Here is a 23262-nt window from a genome sequence, read left to right on the forward strand (position 1 = left end):
ACGGACTCCCTGACTGCCCTGTTCCGACGCAAGATAGCCGCCCGTTGGGTGCGGAACTTGCTAGACATCAGGACTGCTCCGGTGTGGGGCAGACCTGCTATACACACAAGGAGTCTTTCCTATGAACACACGGCGCAACCTCATCAAGGGCGGCCTGGCCGCGCTGCCCCTGGTACTGGCCGGCATGCTGCCTGCTTCTGCCATGGCGCAGGCCAAGATCAAGGTGGCTGCGGTCTACACCGTCCCCTATGAGCAGCAATGGGTCAGCCGCATCCACCAGGCGCTCAAGGCCGCCGAATCCCGTGGCGAGATCGAATACAAGTCCAGCGAGAACGTGGCCAACGCCGACTACGAGCGCGTGATGCGCGAGTACGCCACCGGCGGCGCACAGCTGATGTTCGGTGAAGTGTTCGGCGTGGAAGCCGCCGCCCGCAAGGTGGCCAAGGACTTCCCCAAGACCGCCTTCGTGATGGGCTCCTCGGGCAAGCCCGTGGCCCCCAACTTCAGCGTGTTCGACAACTACATCCAGGAACCTGCCTACCTGAGCGGCATGATCGCCGGCGGCATGACCAAGTCCAACAAGATCGGTCTGGTCGGCGGTTTCCCCATCCCCGAAGTGAACCGCCTGATGCACGCCTTCATGGAAGGCGCCAAGGAAGTGAACCCCAAGGTGGAATTCACGGTCTCCTTCATCAACAGCTGGTTTGACCCACCCAAGGCCAAGGAAGCCACCTTCGCCATGATCGACAAGGGCGCCGACGTGCTGTACGCCGAGCGCTTTGGCGTGAGCGATGCGGCCAAGGAAAAAGGCAAGCTGGCCATCGGCAATGTGATCAACACCCAGGCCCAGTACCCTGACACCGTGGTCGCCTCGGCCCTGTGGCACATGGAGCCCAGCGTGGACCGCGCCATCCAGGCCGTGAAGGCCGGCACGTACAAGGCCGAAGACTACGGCCCGTATTCGATGATGAAGCACAAGGGTTCGTCGCTGGCCCCGCTGGGCACGTTCGAGAAGAAGGTGCCGGCGGACCTGGCAGCCAAGGTCAAGGCCCGCGAGGCCGACATCCTGGCCGGCAAGTTCACCGTCAAGGTGAACGACAGCCAGCCCAAGACCACGGCCAAGTAAGCGCCGGACCGCGCAAGCCTGCGCACCGCCCCTGCAGCGAGCCGGTACCACCGGCTCGCTGCACGTCGGCGCTGCTGTTTTGATGGCCCCGGGCGCGAGTCCGGGACTTCGGCCCTGTACAAGCCTGCCCCGGGCCTGTACCTTGGTGCCTCCCCGCGCGTCCTCCCCCACCGCGCCCCCTGCACAGGCAATGGCACCCGCACACATGCTCACTGAGACCGCATCCACACCACCGGGCTCCGCGCCCCCCACCGTCCTGCAGTTGCAGGGCATCACCAAACGCTTTGGCACGCTGGTGGCCAACGACGCCATCTCGCTCACGTTGCAGCGGGGCGAAATCGTCGCGCTGCTGGGCGAGAACGGCGCTGGCAAATCCACGCTGATGTCGATTCTGTTCGGCCACTATGTGGCCGATGCCGGCCACATCGAGGTGTTCGGTCAGCCCTTGCCGCCGGGCCAGCCGCGCGCCGCGCTGGCCGCAGGCATCGGCATGGTGCACCAGCACTTTGCGCTGGCCGACAACCTTTCCGTGCTCGACAACATCATGGCCGGCGGGACGTCGCTGGCCCGGCTGAGCCTGGACACCGCCGGGGCCCGCCGCAGGCTGCTGGACGTGGCGCAACAATTCGGCCTGCAAGTGGACCCGGATGCCCGCGTGGGCACTTTGTCCGTGGGCGAGCGCCAGCGCGTCGAGATTCTCAAGGCCCTGTACCGCGGCGCCCGCATCCTGATCCTGGACGAACCCACGGCCGTGCTCACCCCCGCCGAGAGCGAGGCCCTGTTCGACACCCTGGGCCAGATGGTGGCGCAAGGCCTGTCCATCATCTTCATCAGCCACAAGCTCGGCGAGGTGCTGCGCGTCTCCCACCGCGTGGCCGTGCTGCGCCATGGCAAGCTGGTGGCCGAATCGGCCACCGCCGGCTGCACCCAGGCCCAGCTGGCGCAATGGATGGTGGGCCATGCCGTCACGCTGCCCGAACGCCGTCCGGCCCTGCATGTGGGCGACAGCGTCTGCTGCCTACGCCAGCTGTATTCCGCCCCGGCCAAAGGCAAGGACAGCCGCGACCAGTTGAAGAACGTGTCGCTGGAGCTGAAAGCTGGTGAAATCGTCGCCATCGCCGGTGTGTCCGGCAACGGCCAGGTCGCACTGACCGATGTGCTGTGCGGCGTGCGCGCCGTCACAGGCGGGCAACTGACCTACCTGGGCCGGCCCCTGCCCAGGTCGCCCGTCACCCTGGTGGCCCAAGGCGTGGCCCGCATCCCCGAAGACCGCCACTGCACCGGCGTGGTGGGCGATCTGCCGGTGTGGGAAAACGCCGTATCCGAGCGCCTGCACACCCGCTGGTTCTCGCGCCTGGGCTGGGTCCGGCGCACAGCCGCACAGGACTATGCCCAGCATGTCAGCACCACGTTTGACGTGCGCGGCGGCGGCCTGCATGCACCCGCCCGCGCGCTGTCCGGCGGCAATATGCAAAAGCTGATTCTGGGCCGCGCCCTGCTGCCTCCCGACGTGGACGGCCAGCCCGGCGCTGCCCCCCGCCTGATCGTGGCCCACCAGCCCACCTGGGGGCTGGACATCGGTGCCGTGCACTTTGTGCAGCAGCAGCTGATGGCCGCCCGCGATGCCGGCTCGGCCGTGCTGCTGATCTCGGACGACCTGGACGAAGTCCTGGCCCTGGGCGACCGCATTGCCGTGATGCACGAAGGCACTCTCACCGAAGCCCGGCCCCACGCCGACTGGAGCCGCGCATCCATTGGCCTGGCCATGGCCGGTGCCCACTGAACCCGGGCGAAAGCACATTCCCATGCGATTAGAAAAACGACCTTCCCCCTCCAGAACCGCCATGGTGGCCGCGCCACTGGGTGCCGTGGTGTTCACCCTGCTCATCAGCGGTTTGCTGGTGCTGTGGGCCAAGGCCCCCGTGGGGGCCACCTATGTCGAGCTGTTCAAAGGTGCCTTCGGTTCGCTGTTTGCGTTGAGCGAAACCATGACCCGTGCCGTGCCCCTGATCCTGACCGGTCTGGCAGCAGCCGTGGCCTTTCGCGCACGCCTGTTCAACATCGGCGCCGAAGGCCAGCTGTATGCCGGCGCCGTGGCGGCCATTGCCGTGGGCGGCATGCATGGCGGCACCGGCTTTGAACTGCCCATCTATGTGCTGTTCCCGCTGATGCTGGTGGCCGCCGCCCTGGCCGGCGCCGCCATGCTGCTGGGCCCGGCGCTGATGAAGACCCGCCTGGGCGTGGACGAAGTGGTGACCACGCTGCTGCTGAACTTTGTGATGCTGCTGCTGGTGGCCTATTTGCTGGACGGCCCGATGAAAGACCCGATGGCCCTGGGCTGGCCGCAAAGCGTGACCCTGCAATCGGACCTGGAGCTCTCGCGCCTGATCGAGCAGACCCGCTTGCACACCGGCCTGCTGATGGCCCTGGTGCTGGCCGTGCTCACCTGGCTGCTGCTGCAGCGCACCACAGCAGGTTTTGACATCCGTGCCGCAGGCGCCAACGCCAAGGCTGCCAGTTTTGCCGGGGTCCCGGTCACCCGCACCGTGGTGCTGGTGGCCCTGCTGTCCGGCGGTCTGGCCGGGCTGGCCGGCGCGATCGAAGTGGCCGGCCGCACCAGCTACCTGACGCTGGACATGTCACCCGGCTATGGCTACGCCGGCATCGTGATCGCCATGCTGGCGGGCCTGCACCCGCTGGGCGTGGTGGCGGCCGCCATTTTTGTGGCAGGCATGCAGGTGGGGGCCGACAGCATGAGCCGCGTGGTGGGCGTGCCCAATGCGATTGCCGATGTGATTGTGGCCGCATCGCTGCTCTCGGTGCTGGTGGCCAGCCTGCTGACGCAGTACCGCCTACGCTGGAAGTGAGGAGCCGACCCATGCATGACTTCACCTTGACGGCCCCTGCGGCCCCCCGGGCGCTCTGCCAGTACGCAGGCAGCGCCGTTTCCGACCATTTCACCGGGGAATGCGCAGCATGACCGAATTTCTGGACATCCTGTCGAACTCCGCCTTCTGGGTGGCCGTGCTGCGCACCGCCACGCCGCTGCTGCTGGGCACCTTGGGCGTGTTGCTGTGCGAACGCGCCGGCGTGCTGAACCTGGGCATCGAAGGCATCATGGTGGCCGGCGCCTTCACCGGCTGGCTCACCGTCTATGCCGGCCATGGCCTGTGGACCGGGGTGCTGGTAGCGGCACTGACCGGCGCCCTGTGCGGCCTGCTGCATGCCTGGCTGACCGTCGGCCTAGCACTGTCGCAGCACGTGTCGGGCCTGGGCATCACCATGCTGGCCACGGCGCTGTCGTACTACGGCTACCGCGTGAGCTTTCCCAAGGTGAACACCCCACCCACGATCGAGCCCTTCCAGGCCATGGACTGGCTGCCCATTCCCATCCTGGGCGAACAGACGGTGCTGACCTTGCTGGCCCTGCTGCTGGTGCCGGTGTTGGCCTGGTGGCTGTTTCGCACCCCCTCGGGCCTGGCCGTGCGCATGGTGGGCGAGAACCCGCTGGCGGCCGAAGGCCAGGGCATCCCGGTGATCGCCGTGCGCACTGCGGCCATCGTGGCCGGCTCGGCGCTGATGGCCGTGGCCGGGGCGTTCCTGACGCTGTCGGCCTTCAACGCCTTCTTCTTCAACATGATCAACGGCCGTGGCTGGATCTGCATTGCGCTGGTGGTGTTTGCCTCGTGGAAACCGGGCAAGGCCTTGCTGGGCGCGCTGCTGTTCGCCTTCTTTGATGCGCTGCAGCTGCGCCTGCAGCAGTCGGGCGAAGGCCTGCTGCCCTACCAGTTCTACCTGATGCTGCCGTACCTGCTGTCCATCCTGGCGCTGGTGCTGGTGGCGCGCAAGGCGGCCTATCCCCAGGCGCTGATGAAGCCCTACCGCAAGGGCGAACGCTAAGGCTCCGCCATCCTGTCTATGGCCGCTGCTGCACCTTCCGAGTGCGGGAGCGACCAATTCCACCGACCAAGAGAAACACCCATGCTGGACTTACTGATCACCCATGCCACGCTGGCCGACGGCCGCACCCATATGTCCGTGGCCGTGCAAGGCGGCAAGATCACGGAAGTGACCGAGGGCCTGCAGGCCCCGGCGCACGAAACGGTGGATGCACAAGGCCTGCTGCTGTCCACCCCCTTTGTGGACCCGCACTTTCACATGGACGCCACGCTGAGCTACGGCATGCCGCGCGTCAACGAAAGCGGCACGCTGCTGGAAGGCATTGCGCTGTGGGGCGAGCTCAAGCCCCAGCTGACGCACGACGCCCTGGTGGAGCGCGCCCTGGCCTATTGCGACTGGGCGGTGGCGCGCGGCCTGCTGGCCATCCGCAGCCATGTGGACACCAGCGACCCCAGCCTGCTGCCGGTGGAAGCCATGCTGGACGTCAAAAAGCGCGTGGCGCCCTACATCGACCTGCAGCTGGTCGCCTTCCCCCAGGACGGTGTGCTGCGCACCCCGGGCGGCATGGACAACCTGAAGCGCGCACTGGCCATGGGGGTCGATGTGGTGGGCGGCATCCCCCACTTCGAACGCACCATGGCCGATGGCGCCGAAAGCGTGAAACAGCTGTGCGAACTGGCGGCCGAGCTGGGCAAGCGCGTGGACATGCACTGCGATGAGTCGGATGACCCGCTGTCGCGCCATGTCGAGACCCTGGCCTACCACACGCAGCGCCTGGGTCTGCACGGCCGCGTCACCGGCTCGCACCTGACCTCCATGCACAGCATGGACAACTACTACGTCAGCAAACTGATTCCGTTGATGGCCGAAGCCCAGCTGGGCGTGGTCAGCAACCCGCTGATCAACATCACCATCCAGGGCCGCCACGACACCTACCCCAAGCGCCGCGGCATGACCCGCGTGCCCGAGTTGATGGCCGCCGGCCTCACCGTCGCTTTCGGCCATGACTGCGTGATGGACCCCTGGTACAGCCTGGGCAGCGGCGATGCGCTGGACGTGGCCCATATGGGCCTGCATGTGGCGCAGATGACCAGCCGCCAAGGCATGCAGCAGTGCTTCGATGCCATCACCCGCAACCCTGCCCAGCTGCTGGGTCTGGAAGGCTACGGCCTGCAGGCCGGCTGCAACGCCGACTTCGTGCTGCTGCACGCCAAGGACCCGGTCGAAGCCCTGCGCCTGAAGAGTGCCCGCCTGGGCGTGTGGCGCCGCGGCCAGCGCATTGCCAGCACGCCGGCACCGGTGGCCACGCTGAACCTGCCCGGCCGCCCGGCACAGACCACTCTGCTGCACCAGGGCTGAGCGCGGTCAGCGATCAGCGGCCCACGGCCTGCCTTCGCAGGCCGTTTTGGGTGGGGTGTCGTCTTCAGGCGAAGATGCTGCGTGCTTCGGTGAAGCGCTTGGCAAAGTAGACGTTGTCCATGCGCACCCGCTGCACGGTGCCGCCGCTGGACGGGGCATGCACAAACTGGCCGTTGCCCACATAAATGCCCATGTGCGAATACGCGCCGCCCAGGGTGTTGAAGAACACGAAGTCGCCGCGCTGCAGATCGCGGTTGACCGGGCTGCTGGCCTGGGCCCACTGGGCCGTGGTGCGCGGCAGGCGGCTGGCATGGATGCCCGCGACGGCCCACTGGATCAGCCCGCTGCAATCGAACCCGCCTTCCGGGTTGTTGCCGCCATAGGTATAGGGGGTGTTGACCACCAGCATGGTCCGCGCCAGCAAGGCTTCCCGCAGATCGCTGCTCAGCGCCAGCGGGTTCACCGCGGGCACCCCGCCGCCGCGCGCCTTGGGCACGGCGGCCGCCGAGCTGCTGCGCTTGCCGCTGCTTGCGCAGCCGGCCAGGACGGCGGCCATCGCCGCTGCGCCCAGCAATAGCAGGCGGCGGGCAGGCCATTGAGGAGCAGGCGGCGATGCGGCACGGTCAGAACCGCACGCCGTGGACAACGGGATGGGAGCTTGGTGCATGGGCCGCATTATGGCGCTGCCCGCTATCAGCACGGGAGCATGGCCCGCAAGCCCGCTGGGCTTTAGCCCATGGCGGTTTCAGCGTGCCGGCCCTGACGCACACCGGCGCCTGCCACCCCAGGCCATCGCCCGCGCGCAGCATGGCGCCAGCTCCCGGCACACAGCGCCGCAGCGGGCGCCGCAAAGGCCCTGTCAGCCCGTGTTGCGCAGCGCTGCCGCAATGCCGTTGATGGAGATATGGATACCCATCTTCACCCGCTCATCGCCCGCCCCATCGCGCCAGCGGCGTACCAGTTCCACCTGCAGGTGGTGCAAGGGGTCGATGTAGGGGAAGCGGTGGCGTATGGAGCGTGCCAGCGCGCTGTTGTGTGCCAGGCGGTCCTTCTCGCCGGTCAGCATTTCCAGCGCTTCGGCCGTGCGGTGCCATTCGGCCTGGATGGACGCAAAAATGCGTTTGCGCAGCTTGGCGTCGGGCACCAGATCGCTGTAGCGCGATGCCAGCGCCAGATCGCTCTTGGCCAGCACCATGTCCATGTTCGACAGCAGCGTGCGGAAGAACGGCCACTGCTTGCACATGCGGCGCAGCAGGGCCTGCTGCTTGGCGGGGTCCTGCCCCTTGGCATGGACAAACTCGTGCACCGCCGTGCCGAAGCCGTACCAGCCCGGCAAGGTGAGACGGCACTGGCCCCAGCTGAAGCCCCAGGGAATAGCGCGCAGGTCTTCGATCTTCTGCGAAGGCTTGCGCGAGGCCGGGCGCGAACCGATGTTCAGCTCGGCAATCTCGCGGATCGGTGTCGCGCTGAAGAAGTAATCGGTGAAGCCCGGGGTCTCGTACACCAGCTTGCGGTAGGCCGCCATGCTGGACTGCGACAGCGCTTCGGCCGCCACCAGAAAAGGCTTGCCCGCCAGCTTGGTGGGCTGCAGCAGCGTGGCTTCCAGTGTGGCGGCCACCAGGGTTTCCAGATTGCGGCGGCCGATCTCCGGGTTGGAATATTTGGAGGCAATCACCTCGCCCTGCTCGGTCAGGCGGATCTGGCCGCGCACCGTGCCCGGCGGCTGCGCCAGGATGGCCTGGTAGCTGGGGCCACCGCCCCGGCCCACGGTGCCGCCCCGGCCATGGAACATGCGCAGGCGGATGCCGTACTGCGCAGCCAGCGGATCGAACACCTGCACCAGTGCCGATTCGGCCTGGTACAGCTCCCAGTTGCTGGTGAAGATGCCGCCGTCCTTGTTGCTGTCGCTGTAGCCCAGCATGATGTCCTGCTCAGCGCCGGAGCGCTTCCACAGCGCGGCAATGCCGGGAAGATCGTAATAGGCCTGCATGATGGACGCCGCCTGGCGCAGATCGCCAATGGTCTCGAACAGCGGCACCACCACCATATCGGCCACGGCTTCGCTGCTGTCCAGCGTTCCGCGCATCAGCCCCACTTCCTTCATCAGCAGCAGCACTTCCAGCAGATCGCTGACCGATTCGGTGTGGCTGATGATGCAGTGGCGCAGGGCTTCGGCGCCGTAGTCCGCACGGGCCTGGCGGGCGGTGGCAAAGATCGCCAGTTCGGCCTGGCTGTGTGCGGAGTACGCCGCACCCACCACACGCAGCGGGCGGGCATCGCTGAGCATGCGCAGCAGCAGCTGTTGCCGGCCGGCTTCGTCCAGCGCGCTGTAGTCGGCCTCGATCTTGGCGACCGCCAGCAGCTCGGCCACCACCAGTTCGTGCTGGTCCGAGCTCTGGCGCAGGTCCACAGTGGCAAGGTGGAAACCGAACACTTCCACCGCACGGATCAACGGCGACAGGCGCTGTGCCGCCAGTGCCCCGCCATGGTTGCGCTGCAGCGAATCCTCGATGGTGCGCAGGTCCCCCAGCAGCTCCTGCGGCGTGTCATAGGGGTTCTGTGGCGCCACGGCGTGGCGGGCGGCTTCCCCGCCCGACAGCTTGCGCAGCGTGGCCGCCAGACGTGCGTACATGCCGGTCAGCGCGCGACGGTAGGGTTCGTCCTCGCGGTGGGCATTGCGGTCCGGCGACGCATCGGCCAGTTGCTGCATGGCGGGCGAGACGTCGGCCAGGCGCGCGGCCATCGACAGCTCGGTGCCCAGAAAGTGCACCTCGGTCAGGTAGTGGCGCAGCGCCACCTCGGACTGGCGGCGCAGCGCCAGCGCCAGGGTCTCGGCCGTCACATTCGGATTGCCATCGCGGTCACCACCGATCCACTGGCCCATGCGCAGAAAGCTGTGGATGCGCTTGCCATCGAGCTGCTGCTCCATTTCACGGTAGATGCGCGGAATCTCGCGCAGAAACGTGGCTTCGTAGTAGCGCAGCGAATTCTCGATCTCGTCGGCCACCGTCAGCTTGGCATGGCGCAGCAGGCGCGTCTGCCACAGCTGCACCACGCGGGCCTTGAGCTGCTCCTCGTTCTGCGCCAGCTCCCTGGGGCTGAGTGCATCCTTGCTGCTGGCATACAGCTGAGCCCGGGCACGAATTAGGTCGCGCTCGGCCAGCAGCCGGGCAATGTCCTGCTCGGCCGCCAGAATGCTCTGGCGCTGCACTTCGGTGGGGTGGGCCGTCAGCACCGGGGCCACATAGGCGGCAGCCAGCGCCTGCACCACGGCATCGGTGTCGATCCCTTCCCAGCGGATGCGCGACAGGGCCACCTCCACACTGCCTTCTTGGCTGTGGCCCGCGCGCTCGTGCACCTCGCGGCGGCGGATGTGGTGGCGGTCTTCGGCCAGATTGGCCAGGTGCGAGAAATAGGTGAAGGCGCGAATCACGCTGACCGTCTGGTCGCCCGTGAGCCCCTTGAGCAGCTTCTTCAGCGCCTTGTTGGCCGCCTGGTCCGCGTCGCGGCGGAACGCCACGGACAGCTGGCGCACCTGTTCCACCAGCTCGTAGGCGGGGGCGCCTTCCTGCTCGCGGATCACATCGCCCAGCAGGCGGCCCAGCAGCCGGATATCGTCTATCAGCGGCTGGTCCTTGTCGGTACGGCGGACGGGCGCGGTGGTGCGGGACTCGGAACGTCGGCGGGCTGCTGCATTCATGCAAAAGGCTCCAGGTGGCGGATGGTGTCGGCGCGCATGCTAGCATTCCCAGTTGCCCCGAAGGCTGACAACCCATGACTGCTACCCACACTTCTTCCTCTCTTGTGATCGCCACCCGTGAAAGCCGCCTGGCCCTGTGGCAGGCCGAACATGTGCAGGCCCTGCTGCGCGCACGTGGCCACCAGGTGGAACTGCTGGGCATGACCACCAAGGGCGACCAGATTCTGGACCGTTCGCTGTCCAAGGTCGGCGGCAAGGGCCTGTTCGTCAAGGAACTGGAAGTGGCCCTGGAAGAAGGCCGTGCCCACATTGCCGTGCACTCCCTCAAGGATGTGCCCATGGAACTGCCCGAAGGCTTTGCACTGGCCTGCGTGATGGAACGGGAAGACCCGCGCGACGCCTTTGTCTCGCCCCGCTACGCCAGCCTGGATGCACTGCCCCAGGGCGCCGTCGTCGGCACCTCCAGCCTGCGACGCCAGGTGCTGCTGCAGGCCCTGCGCCCGGACCTGAAGATCGAGCCGCTGCGCGGCAACCTCGACACTCGTCTGCGCAAGCTGGACGAAGGCCAGTACGACGCCATCGTGCTGGCGGCCGCCGGCCTCAAGCGCCTGAACATGGCCGAGCGCATCCGCTGTGAATTCGAACCGGGCAGCATGCTGCCCGCTGCCGGCCAGGGCGCACTGGGCATCGAGGTGCGCAGCGACCGCACGGACCTGATTGCGGCACTGCAGCCGCTGGTGCACATGCCCACCTGGCTGCGCGTGGCGGCCGAGCGTGCCGTCAGCCGCCGCCTGGGCGGCAGCTGCTCCGTGCCGCTGGCCGCCCATGCGCTGCTGGCCGACGATGGCATGCTGACGCTGGATGCCGCCTGGGGCGATATCGAAGGCGTGCAGGCCCTGATCCAGGTGCGCCAGCAGGCCCACGTCACCACGCTGGACCAGGCCGAAGCCCTGGGCAATGCCGTGGCCGAACAGCTGCTGGCCCAGGGCGCCCGCTGCGCCGCCAAGGCGGAGTGATGGCCGCGCGGCCCGCCGTCATCCTGACCCGTCCCCTGCCGGAGGCGCTGCATTGGCAGCAACTGCTGCAGGCCCGGGGCCTGGATGTCGCCGTGCTGCCGCTGCTGGACATTGCCCCCGCTGCCGATCCCGCCACGCTGGCCGCGCTGCAGCGCGTGGGCCAGGAACTGGCGGGCTACCGGGCCGTGATGTTTGTCAGCCCGAATGCGGTGCGCGGCCTGCTGGCCTCCCCCGGTATGTCGGACCTCCTGGCACAGGCCGTCCATACCCATGGCCTGCGCCTGTGGGCACCCGGCCCAGGCACCGCCAAGGTGCTGGAGCAGTCGGGCCTTGCGGCTTCCGCCATCGACAGTCCGCCCGCCGATGCGCCGCAGTTCGATTCCGAATCCCTGTGGGCCGTCGTGGCGCCGCAGATCCGCCCCGGCGACCGCGTGCTGATCGTGCGCGGCGCCAGCCTCCACAGCACCACCGACGGCCAGGGCTCCGGCCGCGAATGGCTGTCCGGCCAGCTGCGCAGTCTGGGCGCACAGGTCGAGCTGGTGGGGGTCTACAGCCGCCAATGTCCTGCAGCCACCCCGGCGCTACAAGAGCGCCTTGCGGCCCACTGCGCCGCCAGCGACCTGTGGCTGTTCAGCAGCTCGGAAGCCATTGCCCACCTGCTGCAGCTGTGCCCCGCACAGGACTGGAGCCGCCAGCGTGCGCTGACCACCCACCCCCGCATCGCCGCTACGGCGCGCAGCGCGGGCTTTGGCGATGTTTTGGAATGTAAGCCTGATGTGGAAAGTGTGTCTGCGTCGATAGAATCCTGGTCATGAGCACCGACGGCGCACAGCACCCTTCTTTCCCCCCATCTCCCGAGCAGCCCCCGACGGCACCAGGCGCCCCCGTGCGCACCAGCACCGGTCCCTCGCCCCTGGCCTGGGTGGCCATGGTGCTGGCCGCGGCCGGCCTGGGCAGCAGCGTGCTGCTGTGGCAGAAGGTGGATGGCATGCAGGAGCAACTGGCACGCCAGACGGCCGAGTCCGGCACCCAGGCCACCGAAGCCCGTGCGCTTGCCCGTGAATCCCAGGATCTGGTGCGCGACGCCACCGGCCGCCTGGCCGTGGTGGAAGCCCGCATGCAGGACGCCACCCTGCAACGCACCCAGCTCGAAGAGCTGATGCACAGCGTCTCCCGCTCTCGCGACGAGACGCTGCTGATCGACCTCGAATCCGCCCTGCGCATGGCCGTGCAGCAGGCCCAGCTCTCCGGCAGCCTGGAGCCGCTGGTGGCCACCCTCAAAGGCTCGGCCCAGCGTGTGGAACGCACGGCCCAGCCGCGCCTGGCCCCGGTACAGCGCGCCATCGAACAGGATCTGGAACGCCTGTCCCGTGCCTCGGTCACCGACACCGCCGGCCTGCTGGCCCGGCTGGATGAGCTGGTGCGCATGGTGGACGAGATCCCCATGCTCAACAGCGTGACCCAGGCCCCCAACCTGGCCAAGGGCAGCGCCAGCACCGGTGTGCCGCTGCCGCCCGCGCTGGATGCGGCGGTCACCCCCACCCAATGGGCCTGGTGGAAGCATTGGGGCGAGCGCGTCTGGAGCGCTTCGGCCGATGAAGCCCGCGATCTGGTGCGCATCCGTCGCATCGACCACCCGGACGCCGTGCTGCTGGCGCCCGAACAGGCTTTCTTCCTGCGCGAGAACCTCAAGCTCAAGCTGCTCAATGCCCGCCTGGGCCTGCTGGCGCGCCAATATGACTCGGCACGCTCCGACCTGGGAAGTGCCAACACCGCCCTGGCCAAGTATTTCGACAGCCAGTCCCGCCGCACGCAAAGCGCCCAGGCCCTGATGCTGCAGATCCAGACGCATTTGCGCCAGACCGAGCAGCCTTCCATCAACGACACGCTGAGCGCGCTGGCCACAGCCGCTTCCAGCCGCTGACCGGGGAGGCCCAGCATGCGCGCTGCATTGTGGTTTGTCGGTCTGTTCTGCCTGGCTGTGGCTGGCGCCCTGTTTGCGGGCAACAACCAGGGCTCGGTCATGCTGTTCTGGCCGCCCTACCGGCTGGACCTGTCCCTGAACATGGTGGTGCTGCTGTTGCTGGCGGCATTCTTCATTCTGTATGGCGCCCTGCGCGGCTTTTCCGCCCTGGTCACCTTGCCGCTGCAGGCCAAGCGCTGGCGCCTGCAACAGCGCGAACGCAATATGCACCAGGCCCTGCTGGAGTCCTTGACCCATCTGCATGCCGGCCGTTTCCTGCGGGCCCGCAAGGCGGCACTGCAGTCGCTCACGCTGGAAGACGGCCTGGACAAGGACAAGGCCACGGTGGCCTACCGGCTGCAGCTGCGCACCATCGCCCACATGGCGGCGGCCGACAGCTCCCATGCCCTGCAGGACCGGGCCACCCGGGACGAACACCTGGACGCCGCGCTGGATCTGGCGCCGCTGAACGGCACCACCCAGCAGCAGGAACTGCGCGAAGGCGCGCAAATGCGCTCGGCCCGCTGGGCGCTGGACGACCGCGACGCCAGTGGCGCGCTGGAACGCCTGGGCGAACTGCCCCATGGCGCGGCACGCCGCACGATTGCGCTGCGCATCAAGCTCAAGGCCACGCGCCTGGCCCGGCAGACCCAGCCGGCACTGGAAACCGCGCGCCTGCTGGCCAAGCACAAGGCGTTCTCGCCCGAAGCATCGGCCAGCCTGCTGCGCAGCCTGCTGCTGGAGCAGATCCACAGCGCCCACGACGCGGGGCAACTGCTGCACGCCTGGTCGCAAGCCGAAGCGCGCGAACGCAGCGCGCCCGAGTTGGCCATTCCCGCCGCCCGCCGCCTGGTGGCCCTGGGAGGTGACAGCGCCACCGCACGCGAATGGCTGCTGCCGGTCTGGGAGGCCCAGCTGCAGCAACCCCAGGGCCTGCACAGCGAGCACAGCACCCGCCTAGTCCTGGCGCTGCAGGAAAGCCTGGACAATCTGGACGCCGCCTGGCTGGGCCGCATCGAAGCGGCGTTGCGGCATGCCCCGCACAACCCGCGCCTGCAGTACCTGGCCGGCATGGCCTGCCTGCAGCGCCAGCTGTGGGGCAAGGCCCAGCAGTTGCTGGGCCAGTCTACCCAGCAGCTCAAGGACCAGGCACTGCTGCACAGCGCCTGGACGGCCCTGGCCATTCTGGCCGAGCGCCACGAAGCGCCCGACGAAGCCGCCCACGCCTGGAAGCAGGCGGCGCTGCACGGCAAGTAAGCCCTCTGGTCCACCACTTCGGACAACGGACAGGGAACGCCGCCTGCGCCAGCCTGGCGCGAAGGAGCGTCCTTTGCCTGCGGCGTCAGTCCGGCCAGTGCTCCAGCCAGCCCAGCCGCCCCTGCCCCAGATCGTTGAGGCGTTCCACCAGGGCGAAGGCGGCACTTTCCGGCAAGGTCCACTGCGCGGCCACCATGCTGCCGTGCTGCACCTGCAGCAGTTCGGCCCCGGCCTGGGCGATTTCACGGCGCAGCCAGCCTTCCATGGCATAGGGCACCTCGCACTGCAGCAGCGCCATGCGCTGCAGCGTGATTTTTTCCGCGCCGATCAGCGCCTGCGCCACGCTGTCGGTATAGGCCCGCACCAGGCCGCCGGCCCCCAGCTTGACCCCACCGAAGTAGCGCACCACGGTGGCCAGCACGCCTTCCAGCTCCTGGTGGCGCAGCACATCCAGCATCGGGCGGCCGGCCGTACCGCTGGGCTCGCCGTCATCCACCGCCGCAGATTGGCCGCCGGCCAGCAAGGCCCAGCAGATGTGGGCCGCCGCCGGGTGCTGCTTCCACAAGGCATCCACGGCGGCCTGGGCACTGGCGCGGTCGCGCATGGGCTGCACGCAGCCGATGAAACGGCTTTTCTTGATGATCAATTCGCTGTGCGCGGGGGAAGCAAGGGTCTGGGCCATAGGGCTGGTGAGCTTACCTGAGCCAGGTGCCCCACTGCGGGCCACTCCGGCATTCAAGCTTTTTGAACTGTCACGTCAATTTGCCTGAACTTTTTTGTCACCTTTGCTTCCTACACTCCATCTCTTGTCGCGCTTCATGGCCGCTTGCCAGGTGCTTTAAAAACAACGCATAACCATGCCCACCCCCACCGCTTCCACCCGCTACAGCCTGCCCGCCATCGCACTGCACTGGCTGTTGGCCGTTGGCCTGATCGGCCTGCTGGCCTTTGGCTGGTACATGACCGGACTGCCGTTTTCCCCGGCACGCCTGAAGTACTACAACTGGCACAAATGGGCCGGCGTTACCATTTTGGTGCTCAGCCTGCTGCGCCTGGTCTGGCGCCTTACCCACCGCCCGCCCGCACTGCCTGCTGCCATGGCCGTGGCCATGCCGCGCTGGCAGCACCTCGCCCACCATGGCGTGCACCACCTGCTGTACCTGCTGTTCTTTGCGGTGCCACTGCTGGGCTGGGCTTACAGCTCGGCCGCCGGCTTCCCCATCGTGTGGTTCGGTCTGTGGCAGCTGCCCAATTTCGTGCCGGCCGATCCGGCACTGGCCGAAGCCCTCAAGCCCTGGCACATGATCAGCGCCTACACGCTGGCCGCCCTGATTGCCCTGCACATTGCGGCAGCACTCAAGCACCAGTTCATCGACCGCGACGGCCTGCTGCGCCGCATGCTGCCCGGCAAAGCCGCGTAATTCGTCCCCTGTTTTTTTTCGAGCGTCAGGAGTTCACCATGACTTTCAGCACCACTTTCCGCGCCGCCTTCTTTGCCAGTGCAACCCTGCTGGGCACCGCCGCCATGGCCGCCCAGGTCCTGGTGCCGGCGCAAAGCAGCATCAACTTCACCGCCAAGCAGATGGGCGTGCCCCTGCAAGGCCAGTTCAAGAAGTTCGACGCGCAGGTGAGCTTTGACACCGCCAAGCCCGAAACCAGCAAGATCCACTTCACCGTGGAAACCGGCAGCGCCACCATGGGCTCCAAGGAGACCGACAGCAACCTGCTGGGCGCGGACTGGTTCAACATCGCCAAGTTCCCCAAGGCCACGTTCGATTCCACCGCCGTCAAGGCGCTGGGCGGCGGCAAGTACCAGGTGGACGGCACGCTGACCATCAAGGGCAACGCCCAGAAGGTGTCCGTGCCCGTGGTGCTGACCCAATCGGGCGCCACCACCATCGCTGCCGGCACCCTGCCGCTCAAGCGCCTGTCGTTCAAGATCGGCGATGGCGACTGGGCCGACACCTCCATGGTGGCCGACGAAGTCACCGTGCAGTTCAAGCTGGCACTGACCGGTGTGGGCAAGCTCTGACGTTCTGGACAGCCACCGGTGTGCATACCCGCTCTGCTGCATAGGACCGCGATCTTGATTTCCAAGATGCGTTCAGGGCAATGCGGCATGCACACAGGCAGCCATTGATTCACGGTTCCGTTTTCCCTCTCTCATTCATTTTTCACACAGGAGATTCCTTCATGCGTTCCACCCTGTTTGCTCTGGCTGCCGCCAGCCTGTTCGCCACCGCCGCCCACGCTGCACCGGCCCAGTACGCCATCGACCCCACCCACACCTTCGCCACCTTCGAAATCGACCACTTCGGCGCCTCCACCAACCGTGCCCGTTTCGACAAGAAGCAAGGCGCCGTGGAATTCGACAAGGCCGCCAAGACCGGCAAGGTGGAAGTGACGCTGGACATGACCAGCGTGAACTCCGGCACAGCAGCCTTCGACAAGCACCTGAAGAGCAAGGACATCTTCAACACCGACCAGTACCCGGTGTCCAAGTTCGTGTCCGACAAGTTCGTGTTCGATGGCGACAAGCTCAAGGAAGTGACCGGCCAGCTGACGCTGAACGGCCAGACCCACCCCATCACCATCAAGGCCAACAAGTTCACCTGCTACGAAAGCCCCATGCTCAAGCGTGAAGTCTGCGGCGGCGACTTTGAAGCCACCATCGACCGCACCCAGTGGGGTGTGAACTACGGCGTGGACTGGGGCTTTGCCAAGAACGTGCGCCTGGTGCTGCAGCTGGAAGCCGTCAAGCAGTAAGCCCTGCACCGACCGCCTTGTATGGCCGCCCACGCGGCCGTGCCTGCCACCCGCCTGCCCTCCCGGCATGCGGGTTTTTCTTTGCCCAACAGCGCCGTCAGTTCCTAGAATTCCGTTTAGTGCAATGCATTGCATATACGTAAAAGGAGCTGCACATGCCCACCGCCTCTGCCAGTCCCCAGGCCATCTCCCAGGTCAGCCTCTCGACCGGCGCCCGCCCGGACCTGGCCACGCTGCCACCGCCTGCCGCCATCCAGCAGCTGCACCACTACGCCTACAAGGCGCGCGATGCAGAGGAAACGCGCCACTTCTACGAAGACATCCTGGGCCTGCCGCTCTACCACATCATCCAGAGCGACCATGTGCCCTCCACGGGTGAGTACTGCCCCTACACCCACTTCTTTTTCCGCCTGCGCGATGGCAGCTTCATCGCCTTCTTTGACATCGGCGACGACGAAAAAGCCCTGCCATCCCCCAACACCCCGCTGTGGATCAACCACATCGCCTTCCGCGTGGACAGCGTGCAGGAGCTGGAAAACACCAAGGCCCGCCTGCAGGCGCATGGTGTGGAGGTGCTGGGCGTGACCGACCACCACATCTTCAAAAGCATTTATTTCTTCGACCCCAACGGCATCCGGCTGGAGCTGTCGGCCCAGCTGGCCGATGCTGTGCAGATGGCGCGCGAAAGCACCACCGCCCATGCCCGCCTGGCCGAATGGACCACGCGCAAGCAGCAGTGGCGTGCGGAACGCGCCGCCGGCGCCAGCAGCACGCCCCTCAAGCCCCAGCACAACGACCGACCGGAATACGGCGGCAAGCGCTGAGTGGGCCGGCCGTAGGCGCACGGCCAGGGGCACGCGGACAACAGCATGGTGTGCTCCTGATTTCACAGCACACCATGCGCACGCCGCTGGCCTGCGGCACCGGTCTGGCACTCCACCATAGACCCCGACCTGCGCGCAGCCGGGGGGGCTGGCTAAAATCATTGCAATCCGTCTTTATCCCTGCAGACGGCATCCCCTGTGGATGCCGTTTGCATTTCCAGATTTCCTTCACGCAGCCATGAGCGACACCATTGCCCAGCCAGGCCTCGACAGCCTCTCCAAGTCTTTTGAGCCATCCGCCATCGAAGCCCAGTGGGGCCCCGAGTGGGAGAAGCGCGGCTACGGCAACGCCGGCTACCGCGGCACGGGCCAGCCCGGCGCCGAAGCCACCGCTGCGGGCAACAATTTCGCCATCCAGCTGCCGCCCCCCAATGTGACCGGCACGCTGCACATGGGCCACGCGTTCAACCAGACCATCATGGACTCGCTGACCCGCTACCACCGCATGAAGGGCTACAACACGGCCTGGATTCCCGGCACCGACCACGCCGGCATTGCCACCCAGATCGTGGTGGAACGCCAGCTGCAGACCCAGGGCGTGAGCCGCTATGACCTGGGCCGTGACGAGTTCACCAAGAAGGTCTGGGAGTGGAAGGAAAAGTCCGGCAACACCATCACCACGCAGATGCGCCGCATGGGCGACACCGTGGACTGGAGCCGTGAGTACTTCACCATGGACGACAAGCTGTCCAAGGTGGTGACCGAGACCTTTGTGAAGCTGTACCAGCAAGGCCTGATCTACCGCGGCAAGCGCCTGGTGAACTGGGATCCGGTGTTGCAATCGGCCGTGTCCGATCTGGAAGTGGAAAACCAGGAAAAGGACGGTTCGCTCTGGCACATTGCCTACCCGCTGACCAGCGGTGAAGGCAATCTGGTGGTCGCCACCACCCGCCCCGAAACCATGCTGGGCGACGTGGCCGTGATGGTCCATCCCGAAGACGAGCGCTACAAGCACCTGATCGGCCAGACCGTGACCCTGCCGCTGGTGGGCCGCCAGATCCCCATCATTGCCGACGAATACGTGGACCGCGAGTTCGGCACCGGCGTGGTGAAGGTGACGCCTGCGCACGACCAGAACGACTACCAGGTGGGCCTGCGCCACAAGCTGCCGATGATCTGCGTGCTGACGCTGACCGCCAAGATCAACGACGAAGCGCCCGAGAAATACCGCGGCATGGACCGTTTCGTGGCCCGCAAGGCCATCGTCGCCGACCTGGAAGAACTGGGTCTGATGGTCGAGATCAAGAAGCACAAGCTGATGGTGCCGATCTGCGACCGTACCGGCCAGGTGATCGAACCCATGCTGACCGACCAGTGGTTCATCGCCATGAGCAAGGTCAGCGACCAGGATCCGACAGGCAAGTCCATCGCCCAGAAGGCCATCGATGCCGTGGCCTCTGGCGAAGTGCAGTTTGTGCCCGAGAACTGGGTCAACACCTACAACCAGTGGATGAACAACATCCAGGACTGGTGCATCTCGCGCCAGCTGTGGTGGGGCCACCAGATTCCGGCATGGTATGACGAGGAAGGCAACCTCTACGTCGCCAAGAACGAAGCCGAAGCCCAGGCCCAGGCCCCCGGCAAGACCCTCACGCGCGACCCGGACGTGCTGGACACCTGGTACTCGTCCGCCATGGTGCCGTTCTCCACCATGGGCTGGCCCGGCCAGACCGATGCCGCCGACGATGACTACAACCTCTACCTGCCCTCGTCGGTGCTGGTGACGGGCTACGACATCATCTTCTTCTGGGTGGCCCGGATGATCATGATGACCACGCACTTCACCGGTCGCGTGCCGTTCAAGCATGTCTACATCCACGGCCTGGTGCGCGATGCACAGGGCAAGAAAATGTCCAAGTCCGAAGGCAATGTGCTGGACCCGGTCGACCTGATCGACGGCATCTCGCTGGAACCACTGCTGGACAAGCGCACCACCGGCCTGCGCAAGCCCGAAACCGCCCCCCAGGTGCGCAAGAACACGCAGAAGGAATTCCCCGAAGGCATTCCCGCCTACGGTGCCGATGCGCTGCGCTTCACCTTTGCCGCACTGGCCTCGCTGGGCCGCTCAATCAACTTCGACAGCAAGCGCTGCGAGGGCTACCGCAACTTCTGCAACAAGCTGTGGAACGCCTCCCGCTTTGTGCTGATGAACTGCGAAGGCTATGACTGCGGTCTGCAGGACCACACGGCCGCAGACTGTGCCGGCGGCTATCTGCAGTTCAGCCAGCCCGACCGCTGGATCGTCTCGCAGCTGCAAAAGGTCGAGGCCGAAGTGGCCAAGGGCTTTGCAGAGTTCCGTCTGGACAACGTTGCCAACACCCTCTACGACTTCGTCTGGAACGAGTTCTGCGACTGGTACCTGGAAATCGCCAAGGTGCAGATCCAGACCGGCAACGAAGCCCAGCAGCGCGCCACACGCCGCACGCTGATCCGCACGCTGGAAACCATTCTGCGTCTGGCCCACCCCATCATCCCATTCGTCACCGAAGCCCTGTGGCAGAAGGTGGCCCCCGTGGCCGGCCGTGCCGGTGCCTCGATCGCCATCGCCGCCTACCCCGAAGCACAGCCCGAGAAGATCGACGAAGCCGCCATCGCCTACGTGGCGCGCATCAAGCAGATGGTGGACGCCTGCCGTGCCCTGCGCGGCGAGATGGGCGTGTCGCCCGCCCAGCGCCTGCCGCTGCTGACGGTGGCCGGCTCGGCCGACGGCGCCGCCTTCCTGCGCGCCAATGCCGACGTGTTGAAGAACCTGGCCAAGCTCAGCGAAGTCAAGGTGTTCGACGACGAAGCCGCCTGGGCCACCGAGGCGCAGAACGCCCCCGTGTCCGTGGTGGGGGATGCCCGCCTGGCGCTGTTCGTGGAAGTGGACGTGGAAGCCGAAAAGGCCCGCCTGTCCAAGGAAGCCAAGCGCCTGGAAGGCGAGATCGCCAAGGCCAACGGCAAGCTGGGCAATGAAGCCTTCTGCGCCAAGGCACCCGCTGCGGTGCTGGAGCAGGAGAAAAAGCGCGTTGCCGACTTTGGCGCCACGCTGACCCGCATCCAGGAACAACTGGCCCGCCTGGGCTGATCGCTGGTAAGCTGAGCTCAGAAGGCGCTGCGGCTTCGGTCACAGCGCCTTTTTCCCTTTTGTAGAGGATTTGTTGAGGTTTTGTCATGACCAACCCGAACCGCGTGCGCAAAGCCGTGTTCCCTGTCGCCGGCCTGGGCACCCGTTTCTTGCCTGCCACCAAGGCATCTCCCAAGGAAATGCTGCCCGTGGTGGACAAGCCGCTGATCCAGTACGCCGTCGAGGAAGCCTATGAAGCCGGTATCCGCGACATGATCTTTGTCACCGGCCGCAGCAAGCGCGCCATCGAAGACCACTTCGACACCGCCTACGAGCTGGAAAACGAGCTGGAACGCGCAGGCAAACAGGCCATGCTGGACCTGGTGCGCGCCGTCAGCCCGGCCGACATGAACTGTCTGTTCGTGCGCCAGCCGCGGTCGCTGGGCCTGGGCCACGCGGTGCTGTGCGCCGAGCCCCTGGTGGGTAACGAACCCTTCGCCGTCATCCTGGCCGATGACCTGATGACCGGATTGCCCGGTGGCCCCGGCGTGATGGCACAGATGACCGCCGCTTTCCTGAAGCAAGGCCGCTCGCTGCTGGCCGTGCAGGAAGTACCGCTGGAACACACCAAACGCTACGGCATTGTCAAAGGCGAGCCCGCTGGCGGCCCGCTGCTGCGCGTGGATGAGATCGTGGAGAAGCCCGCACCGGAAGTGGCGCCTTCCCGCATGGGTGTGGCCGGCCGCTATGTGCTGACACCGCGCATCTTTGACGAGATTCGCAGCCAGCCCAAGGGCGTGGGCGGAGAAATCCAGCTCACCGATGCCATCGAGCGCCTGATGCAGCATGAAACCGTCTATGCCTACCAGTACAGCGGCAAGCGCTATGACTGCGGCAGCAAGGAAGGCTTTCTGCAAGCCACAGTGGAACTGGCACTGCAGCACCCGGAAGTGGGCGCTTCGTTCCGCGCCTACCTCCAGACCCTGGACATCTGATCGCACGCCCTGCCTGGGCACAACATGCAAAAGGCCTGCAATTGCAGGCCTTTTGTGATCAGAAGCCGCCTTTAACGCATCAGCGGCGGCGCAGCACGTGAATGAACTCGTCGCCCACGGTTTCCTGGTGCACCAGTTCGTTGCCCGTCTGCTTGGCAAATGCCTGGAAGTCGCGCAGCGATCCGGTGTCGGTGGCCACCACTTTCAGCAACTGGCCGCTCTCCATGCCCGACAGGGCTTTTTTGGCCTTGAGGATGGGCAAAGGGCAGTTCATGCCGCGGGTGTCGATTTCTTGGTCAATCTGCATGGGGTTCTCGCAAAAGTGCAGCCTTGGGGGCTGCTCTGGAGGGCCATTGTAGAAAGCCTGCAGCAGCCTTGTGACGGACAGCGGTACCGCCGGCCCCCACGGGTGACACGCCGCAGCACCGTCTTCCGAAGCATGAGCCCACCACGACACCTGGGGGCGACGACGACACACACGGGCCGTCCCGTAGCGCACGGCCCCTCTGGAGCACGGGGTAAGACGGGAAGGGGAAGCCGCATCGCGGCTCAGGGTACGTTACGCCAGTGTGGGCGGCAGCTGAAACCGCGCATCTTCGCCCCATGGCCGCAGCGGCCACTTGGCGGGATCCGGTTCCGGGCTTTGGCCGGGACGGAAGGCCCCGAATTGTGGCTCCACGCCCTTGTCGCGGATCCAGTGGGCCAGGGCATAGCCCGTGCCCGCCGGCCAGCAGCGCGCGGCTTCGGGGGTCACCCAGCGGTATTCCAGCAGCTCAGGGGACAGGCGCACATCGTCGGGATTGCCCGCCACGCGCACGTGGTAGGCGATCAGCACCTGGTTCATGCGCAGAAATTCCCAGCTCCCCAGCAGGCGCAGGGCTTTGACCTGCAGACCGGTTTCTTCCAGCACCTCGCGGCAGATGCCGGTTTCCGGCGATTCGCCGGCCTCCATGAAACCGGTGATCAGGCCGAACACGCCCTCTTGCCACAGCGCATTGCGCGCCAGCAAGGCCTGGCCACGGTCGTTTTCCACCACCGCCGCCAGCACGGGCGTGGGGTTGCCCCAGTGCGTGAAGCCACAGGCCGGGCAGCGCAGACGGCTGACATCACCGCTGTCCTCTGCCTGGGTGATCCATTCCAGCGACGTGGCGCAGTTCGAGCAAAAACGGGTTTCGAATGCCATGGAAGTTCCGGTGCGAGTTTGAGTTTTTGATAGCAGTCTGCACGCTTGCAGCATGCGCAGACTGCGA

The 23262-nt window shown here is 66.4% G+C and carries 20 protein-coding genes; 15 read left to right on the forward strand and 5 right to left on the reverse strand.

The features are described from left to right. Nucleotides 1-121 precede the first annotated feature (121 nt). The 5 genes from B3349_RS06010 (at nucleotide 122) to B3349_RS06030 (ending at nucleotide 6385) form a co-directional block, all read left to right on the forward strand. On the forward strand, nucleotides 122-1126 hold the full coding sequence (locus tag B3349_RS06010) for a BMP family protein (RefSeq protein ID WP_066540723.1): 1005 nt from the start codon (nucleotides 122-124) through the stop codon (nucleotides 1124-1126). 205 nt (nucleotides 1127-1331) lie between these two features. Continuing rightward, nucleotides 1332-2909, forward strand: coding sequence for an ABC transporter ATP-binding protein (locus B3349_RS06015; protein WP_291587314.1), 1578 nt, complete (start codon nucleotides 1332-1334; stop codon nucleotides 2907-2909). A 22-nt stretch (nucleotides 2910-2931) separates the two neighbouring features. Beyond that, on the forward strand, nucleotides 2932-3993 hold the full coding sequence (locus tag B3349_RS06020) for an ABC transporter permease (RefSeq protein WP_291587316.1): 1062 nt from the start codon (nucleotides 2932-2934) through the stop codon (nucleotides 3991-3993). Nucleotides 3994-4102: 109 nt separating this feature from the next. Further along, entirely contained in the window at nucleotides 4103-5026 is a 924-nt protein-coding gene (locus B3349_RS06025; RefSeq protein WP_066540719.1) for an ABC transporter permease, read from the forward strand. Between the two features lie 81 nt (nucleotides 5027-5107). Beyond that, entirely contained in the window at nucleotides 5108-6385 is a 1278-nt protein-coding gene (locus B3349_RS06030; RefSeq protein ID WP_291587319.1) for an amidohydrolase family protein, read from the forward strand. Between the two features lie 64 nt (nucleotides 6386-6449). Here B3349_RS06030 and B3349_RS06035 read toward each other — a convergent pair whose 3' ends face one another. Then, nucleotides 6450-6941 carry a C40 family peptidase gene (locus tag B3349_RS06035; protein WP_349682184.1) on the reverse strand — a complete coding sequence of 164 codons (492 nt, stop codon included), beginning with the start codon at nucleotides 6939-6941 and terminating at the stop codon, nucleotides 6450-6452. Nucleotides 6942-7244: 303 nt separating this feature from the next. After that, the gene (gene ppc, locus B3349_RS06040; RefSeq protein WP_291587322.1) at nucleotides 7245-10085 is read right to left on the reverse strand and encodes a phosphoenolpyruvate carboxylase; all 2841 of its coding nucleotides are present in this window, start codon (nucleotides 10083-10085) and stop codon (nucleotides 7245-7247) included. A gap of 74 nt (nucleotides 10086-10159) precedes the next feature. On the opposite strand from ppc, the gene hemC reads away from it, so the two are divergent. From hemC to B3349_RS06060, 4 genes are read left to right on the forward strand one after another with little or no spacing between them, the layout of a single operon-like run. Then, the gene (gene hemC / locus B3349_RS06045; RefSeq protein WP_291587324.1) at nucleotides 10160-11101 is read left to right on the forward strand and encodes a hydroxymethylbilane synthase; all 942 of its coding nucleotides are present in this window, start codon (nucleotides 10160-10162) and stop codon (nucleotides 11099-11101) included. Then, nucleotides 11101-11916, forward strand: coding sequence for a uroporphyrinogen-III synthase (locus B3349_RS06050; protein ID WP_291587326.1), 816 nt, complete (start codon nucleotides 11101-11103; stop codon nucleotides 11914-11916). The genes hemC and B3349_RS06050 overlap by 1 nt, the downstream gene beginning before the upstream one ends. Next, complete coding sequence (locus tag B3349_RS06055) at nucleotides 11913-13025, forward strand: uroporphyrinogen-III C-methyltransferase (protein WP_291587328.1); 1113 nt, start codon at nucleotides 11913-11915, stop codon at nucleotides 13023-13025. Before B3349_RS06050 ends, B3349_RS06055 begins: the two co-directional genes overlap by 4 nt. A 15-nt stretch (nucleotides 13026-13040) precedes the next feature. Next, on the forward strand, nucleotides 13041-14321 hold the full coding sequence (locus tag B3349_RS06060) for a heme biosynthesis HemY N-terminal domain-containing protein (protein WP_291587330.1): 1281 nt from the start codon (nucleotides 13041-13043) through the stop codon (nucleotides 14319-14321). A gap of 85 nt (nucleotides 14322-14406) precedes the next feature. Here B3349_RS06060 and B3349_RS06065 read toward each other — a convergent pair whose 3' ends face one another. Continuing rightward, nucleotides 14407-15003, reverse strand: a complete 597-nt coding sequence (locus B3349_RS06065) for an IMPACT family protein (protein ID WP_066540695.1) — start codon at nucleotides 15001-15003, stop codon at nucleotides 14407-14409. Nucleotides 15004-15178: 175 nt separating this feature from the next. Here B3349_RS06065 and B3349_RS06070 point away from each other — a divergent pair, with 175 nt between their 5' ends. The 6 genes from B3349_RS06070 to galU all read left to right on the forward strand — a co-directional run bounded on the left by B3349_RS06070 (nucleotide 15179) and on the right by galU (nucleotide 22012). After that, complete coding sequence (locus B3349_RS06070; protein WP_291587332.1) at nucleotides 15179-15742, forward strand: cytochrome b; 564 nt, start codon at nucleotides 15179-15181, stop codon at nucleotides 15740-15742. 38 nt (nucleotides 15743-15780) lie between these two features. Beyond that, complete coding sequence (locus tag B3349_RS06075) at nucleotides 15781-16353, forward strand: YceI family protein (RefSeq protein ID WP_291587334.1); 573 nt, start codon at nucleotides 15781-15783, stop codon at nucleotides 16351-16353. A 161-nt stretch (nucleotides 16354-16514) separates the two neighbouring features. Continuing rightward, on the forward strand, nucleotides 16515-17087 hold the full coding sequence (locus tag B3349_RS06080) for a YceI family protein (protein ID WP_066540688.1): 573 nt from the start codon (nucleotides 16515-16517) through the stop codon (nucleotides 17085-17087). A 155-nt stretch (nucleotides 17088-17242) separates the two neighbouring features. Then, nucleotides 17243-17911 (forward strand): VOC family protein, encoded by a 669-nt coding sequence (locus B3349_RS06085; protein WP_291587337.1) that lies wholly within the window; start codon nucleotides 17243-17245, stop codon nucleotides 17909-17911. 238 nt (nucleotides 17912-18149) lie between these two features. After that, the gene (locus tag B3349_RS06090) at nucleotides 18150-21038 is read left to right on the forward strand and encodes a valine--tRNA ligase (protein ID WP_291587339.1); all 2889 of its coding nucleotides are present in this window, start codon (nucleotides 18150-18152) and stop codon (nucleotides 21036-21038) included. Between the two features lie 86 nt (nucleotides 21039-21124). Continuing rightward, nucleotides 21125-22012 carry a UTP--glucose-1-phosphate uridylyltransferase GalU gene (gene galU, locus B3349_RS06095; protein ID WP_218332908.1) on the forward strand — a complete coding sequence of 296 codons (888 nt, stop codon included), beginning with the start codon at nucleotides 21125-21127 and terminating at the stop codon, nucleotides 22010-22012. 79 nt (nucleotides 22013-22091) lie between these two features. Here the strand turns inward: galU and B3349_RS06100 are convergent, their stop codons facing one another. Both B3349_RS06100 and B3349_RS06105 read right to left on the reverse strand, forming a co-directional pair. Then, the gene (locus B3349_RS06100; RefSeq protein WP_066540678.1) at nucleotides 22092-22319 is read right to left on the reverse strand and encodes a sulfurtransferase TusA family protein; all 228 of its coding nucleotides are present in this window, start codon (nucleotides 22317-22319) and stop codon (nucleotides 22092-22094) included. A gap of 252 nt (nucleotides 22320-22571) precedes the next feature. Next, nucleotides 22572-23195: an NUDIX hydrolase gene (locus B3349_RS06105; protein ID WP_291587344.1), complete on the reverse strand. Its 624-nt coding sequence runs from the start codon at nucleotides 23193-23195 to the stop codon at nucleotides 22572-22574. Between the last annotated feature and the right edge of the window lie 67 nt (nucleotides 23196-23262).

Source organism: Comamonas sp. UBA7528 (assembly GCF_002479375.1).
GTDB lineage: Bacteria > Pseudomonadota > Gammaproteobacteria > Burkholderiales > Burkholderiaceae_C > Comamonas.

Coding starts and splice junctions, on each gene's coding strand:
- B3349_RS06010 (WP_066540723.1), top strand. CDS start 122: ATGAACACACGGCGCAACCTCATCAAGGGCGGCCTGGCCGCGCTGCCC.
- B3349_RS06015 (WP_291587314.1), top strand. CDS start 1,332: ATGCTCACTGAGACCGCATCCACACCACCGGGCTCCGCGCCCCCCACC.
- B3349_RS06020 (WP_291587316.1), top strand. CDS start 2,932: ATGCGATTAGAAAAACGACCTTCCCCCTCCAGAACCGCCATGGTGGCC.
- B3349_RS06025 (WP_066540719.1), top strand. CDS start 4,103: ATGACCGAATTTCTGGACATCCTGTCGAACTCCGCCTTCTGGGTGGCC.
- B3349_RS06030 (WP_291587319.1), top strand. CDS start 5,108: ATGCTGGACTTACTGATCACCCATGCCACGCTGGCCGACGGCCGCACC.
- B3349_RS06035 (WP_349682184.1), bottom strand. CDS start 6,941: ATGGCCGCCGTCCTGGCCGGCTGCGCAAGCAGCGGCAAGCGCAGCAGC.
- ppc (WP_291587322.1), bottom strand. CDS start 10,085: ATGAATGCAGCAGCCCGCCGACGTTCCGAGTCCCGCACCACCGCGCCC.
- hemC (WP_291587324.1), top strand. CDS start 10,160: ATGACTGCTACCCACACTTCTTCCTCTCTTGTGATCGCCACCCGTGAA.
- B3349_RS06050 (WP_291587326.1), top strand. CDS start 11,101: ATGGCCGCGCGGCCCGCCGTCATCCTGACCCGTCCCCTGCCGGAGGCG.
- B3349_RS06055 (WP_291587328.1), top strand. CDS start 11,913: ATGAGCACCGACGGCGCACAGCACCCTTCTTTCCCCCCATCTCCCGAG.
- B3349_RS06060 (WP_291587330.1), top strand. CDS start 13,041: ATGCGCGCTGCATTGTGGTTTGTCGGTCTGTTCTGCCTGGCTGTGGCT.
- B3349_RS06065 (WP_066540695.1), bottom strand. CDS start 15,003: ATGGCCCAGACCCTTGCTTCCCCCGCGCACAGCGAATTGATCATCAAG.
- B3349_RS06070 (WP_291587332.1), top strand. CDS start 15,179: ATGCCCACCCCCACCGCTTCCACCCGCTACAGCCTGCCCGCCATCGCA.
- B3349_RS06075 (WP_291587334.1), top strand. CDS start 15,781: ATGACTTTCAGCACCACTTTCCGCGCCGCCTTCTTTGCCAGTGCAACC.
- B3349_RS06080 (WP_066540688.1), top strand. CDS start 16,515: ATGCGTTCCACCCTGTTTGCTCTGGCTGCCGCCAGCCTGTTCGCCACC.
- B3349_RS06085 (WP_291587337.1), top strand. CDS start 17,243: ATGCCCACCGCCTCTGCCAGTCCCCAGGCCATCTCCCAGGTCAGCCTC.
- B3349_RS06090 (WP_291587339.1), top strand. CDS start 18,150: ATGAGCGACACCATTGCCCAGCCAGGCCTCGACAGCCTCTCCAAGTCT.
- galU (WP_218332908.1), top strand. CDS start 21,125: ATGACCAACCCGAACCGCGTGCGCAAAGCCGTGTTCCCTGTCGCCGGC.
- B3349_RS06100 (WP_066540678.1), bottom strand. CDS start 22,319: ATGCAGATTGACCAAGAAATCGACACCCGCGGCATGAACTGCCCTTTG.
- B3349_RS06105 (WP_291587344.1), bottom strand. CDS start 23,195: ATGGCATTCGAAACCCGTTTTTGCTCGAACTGCGCCACGTCGCTGGAA.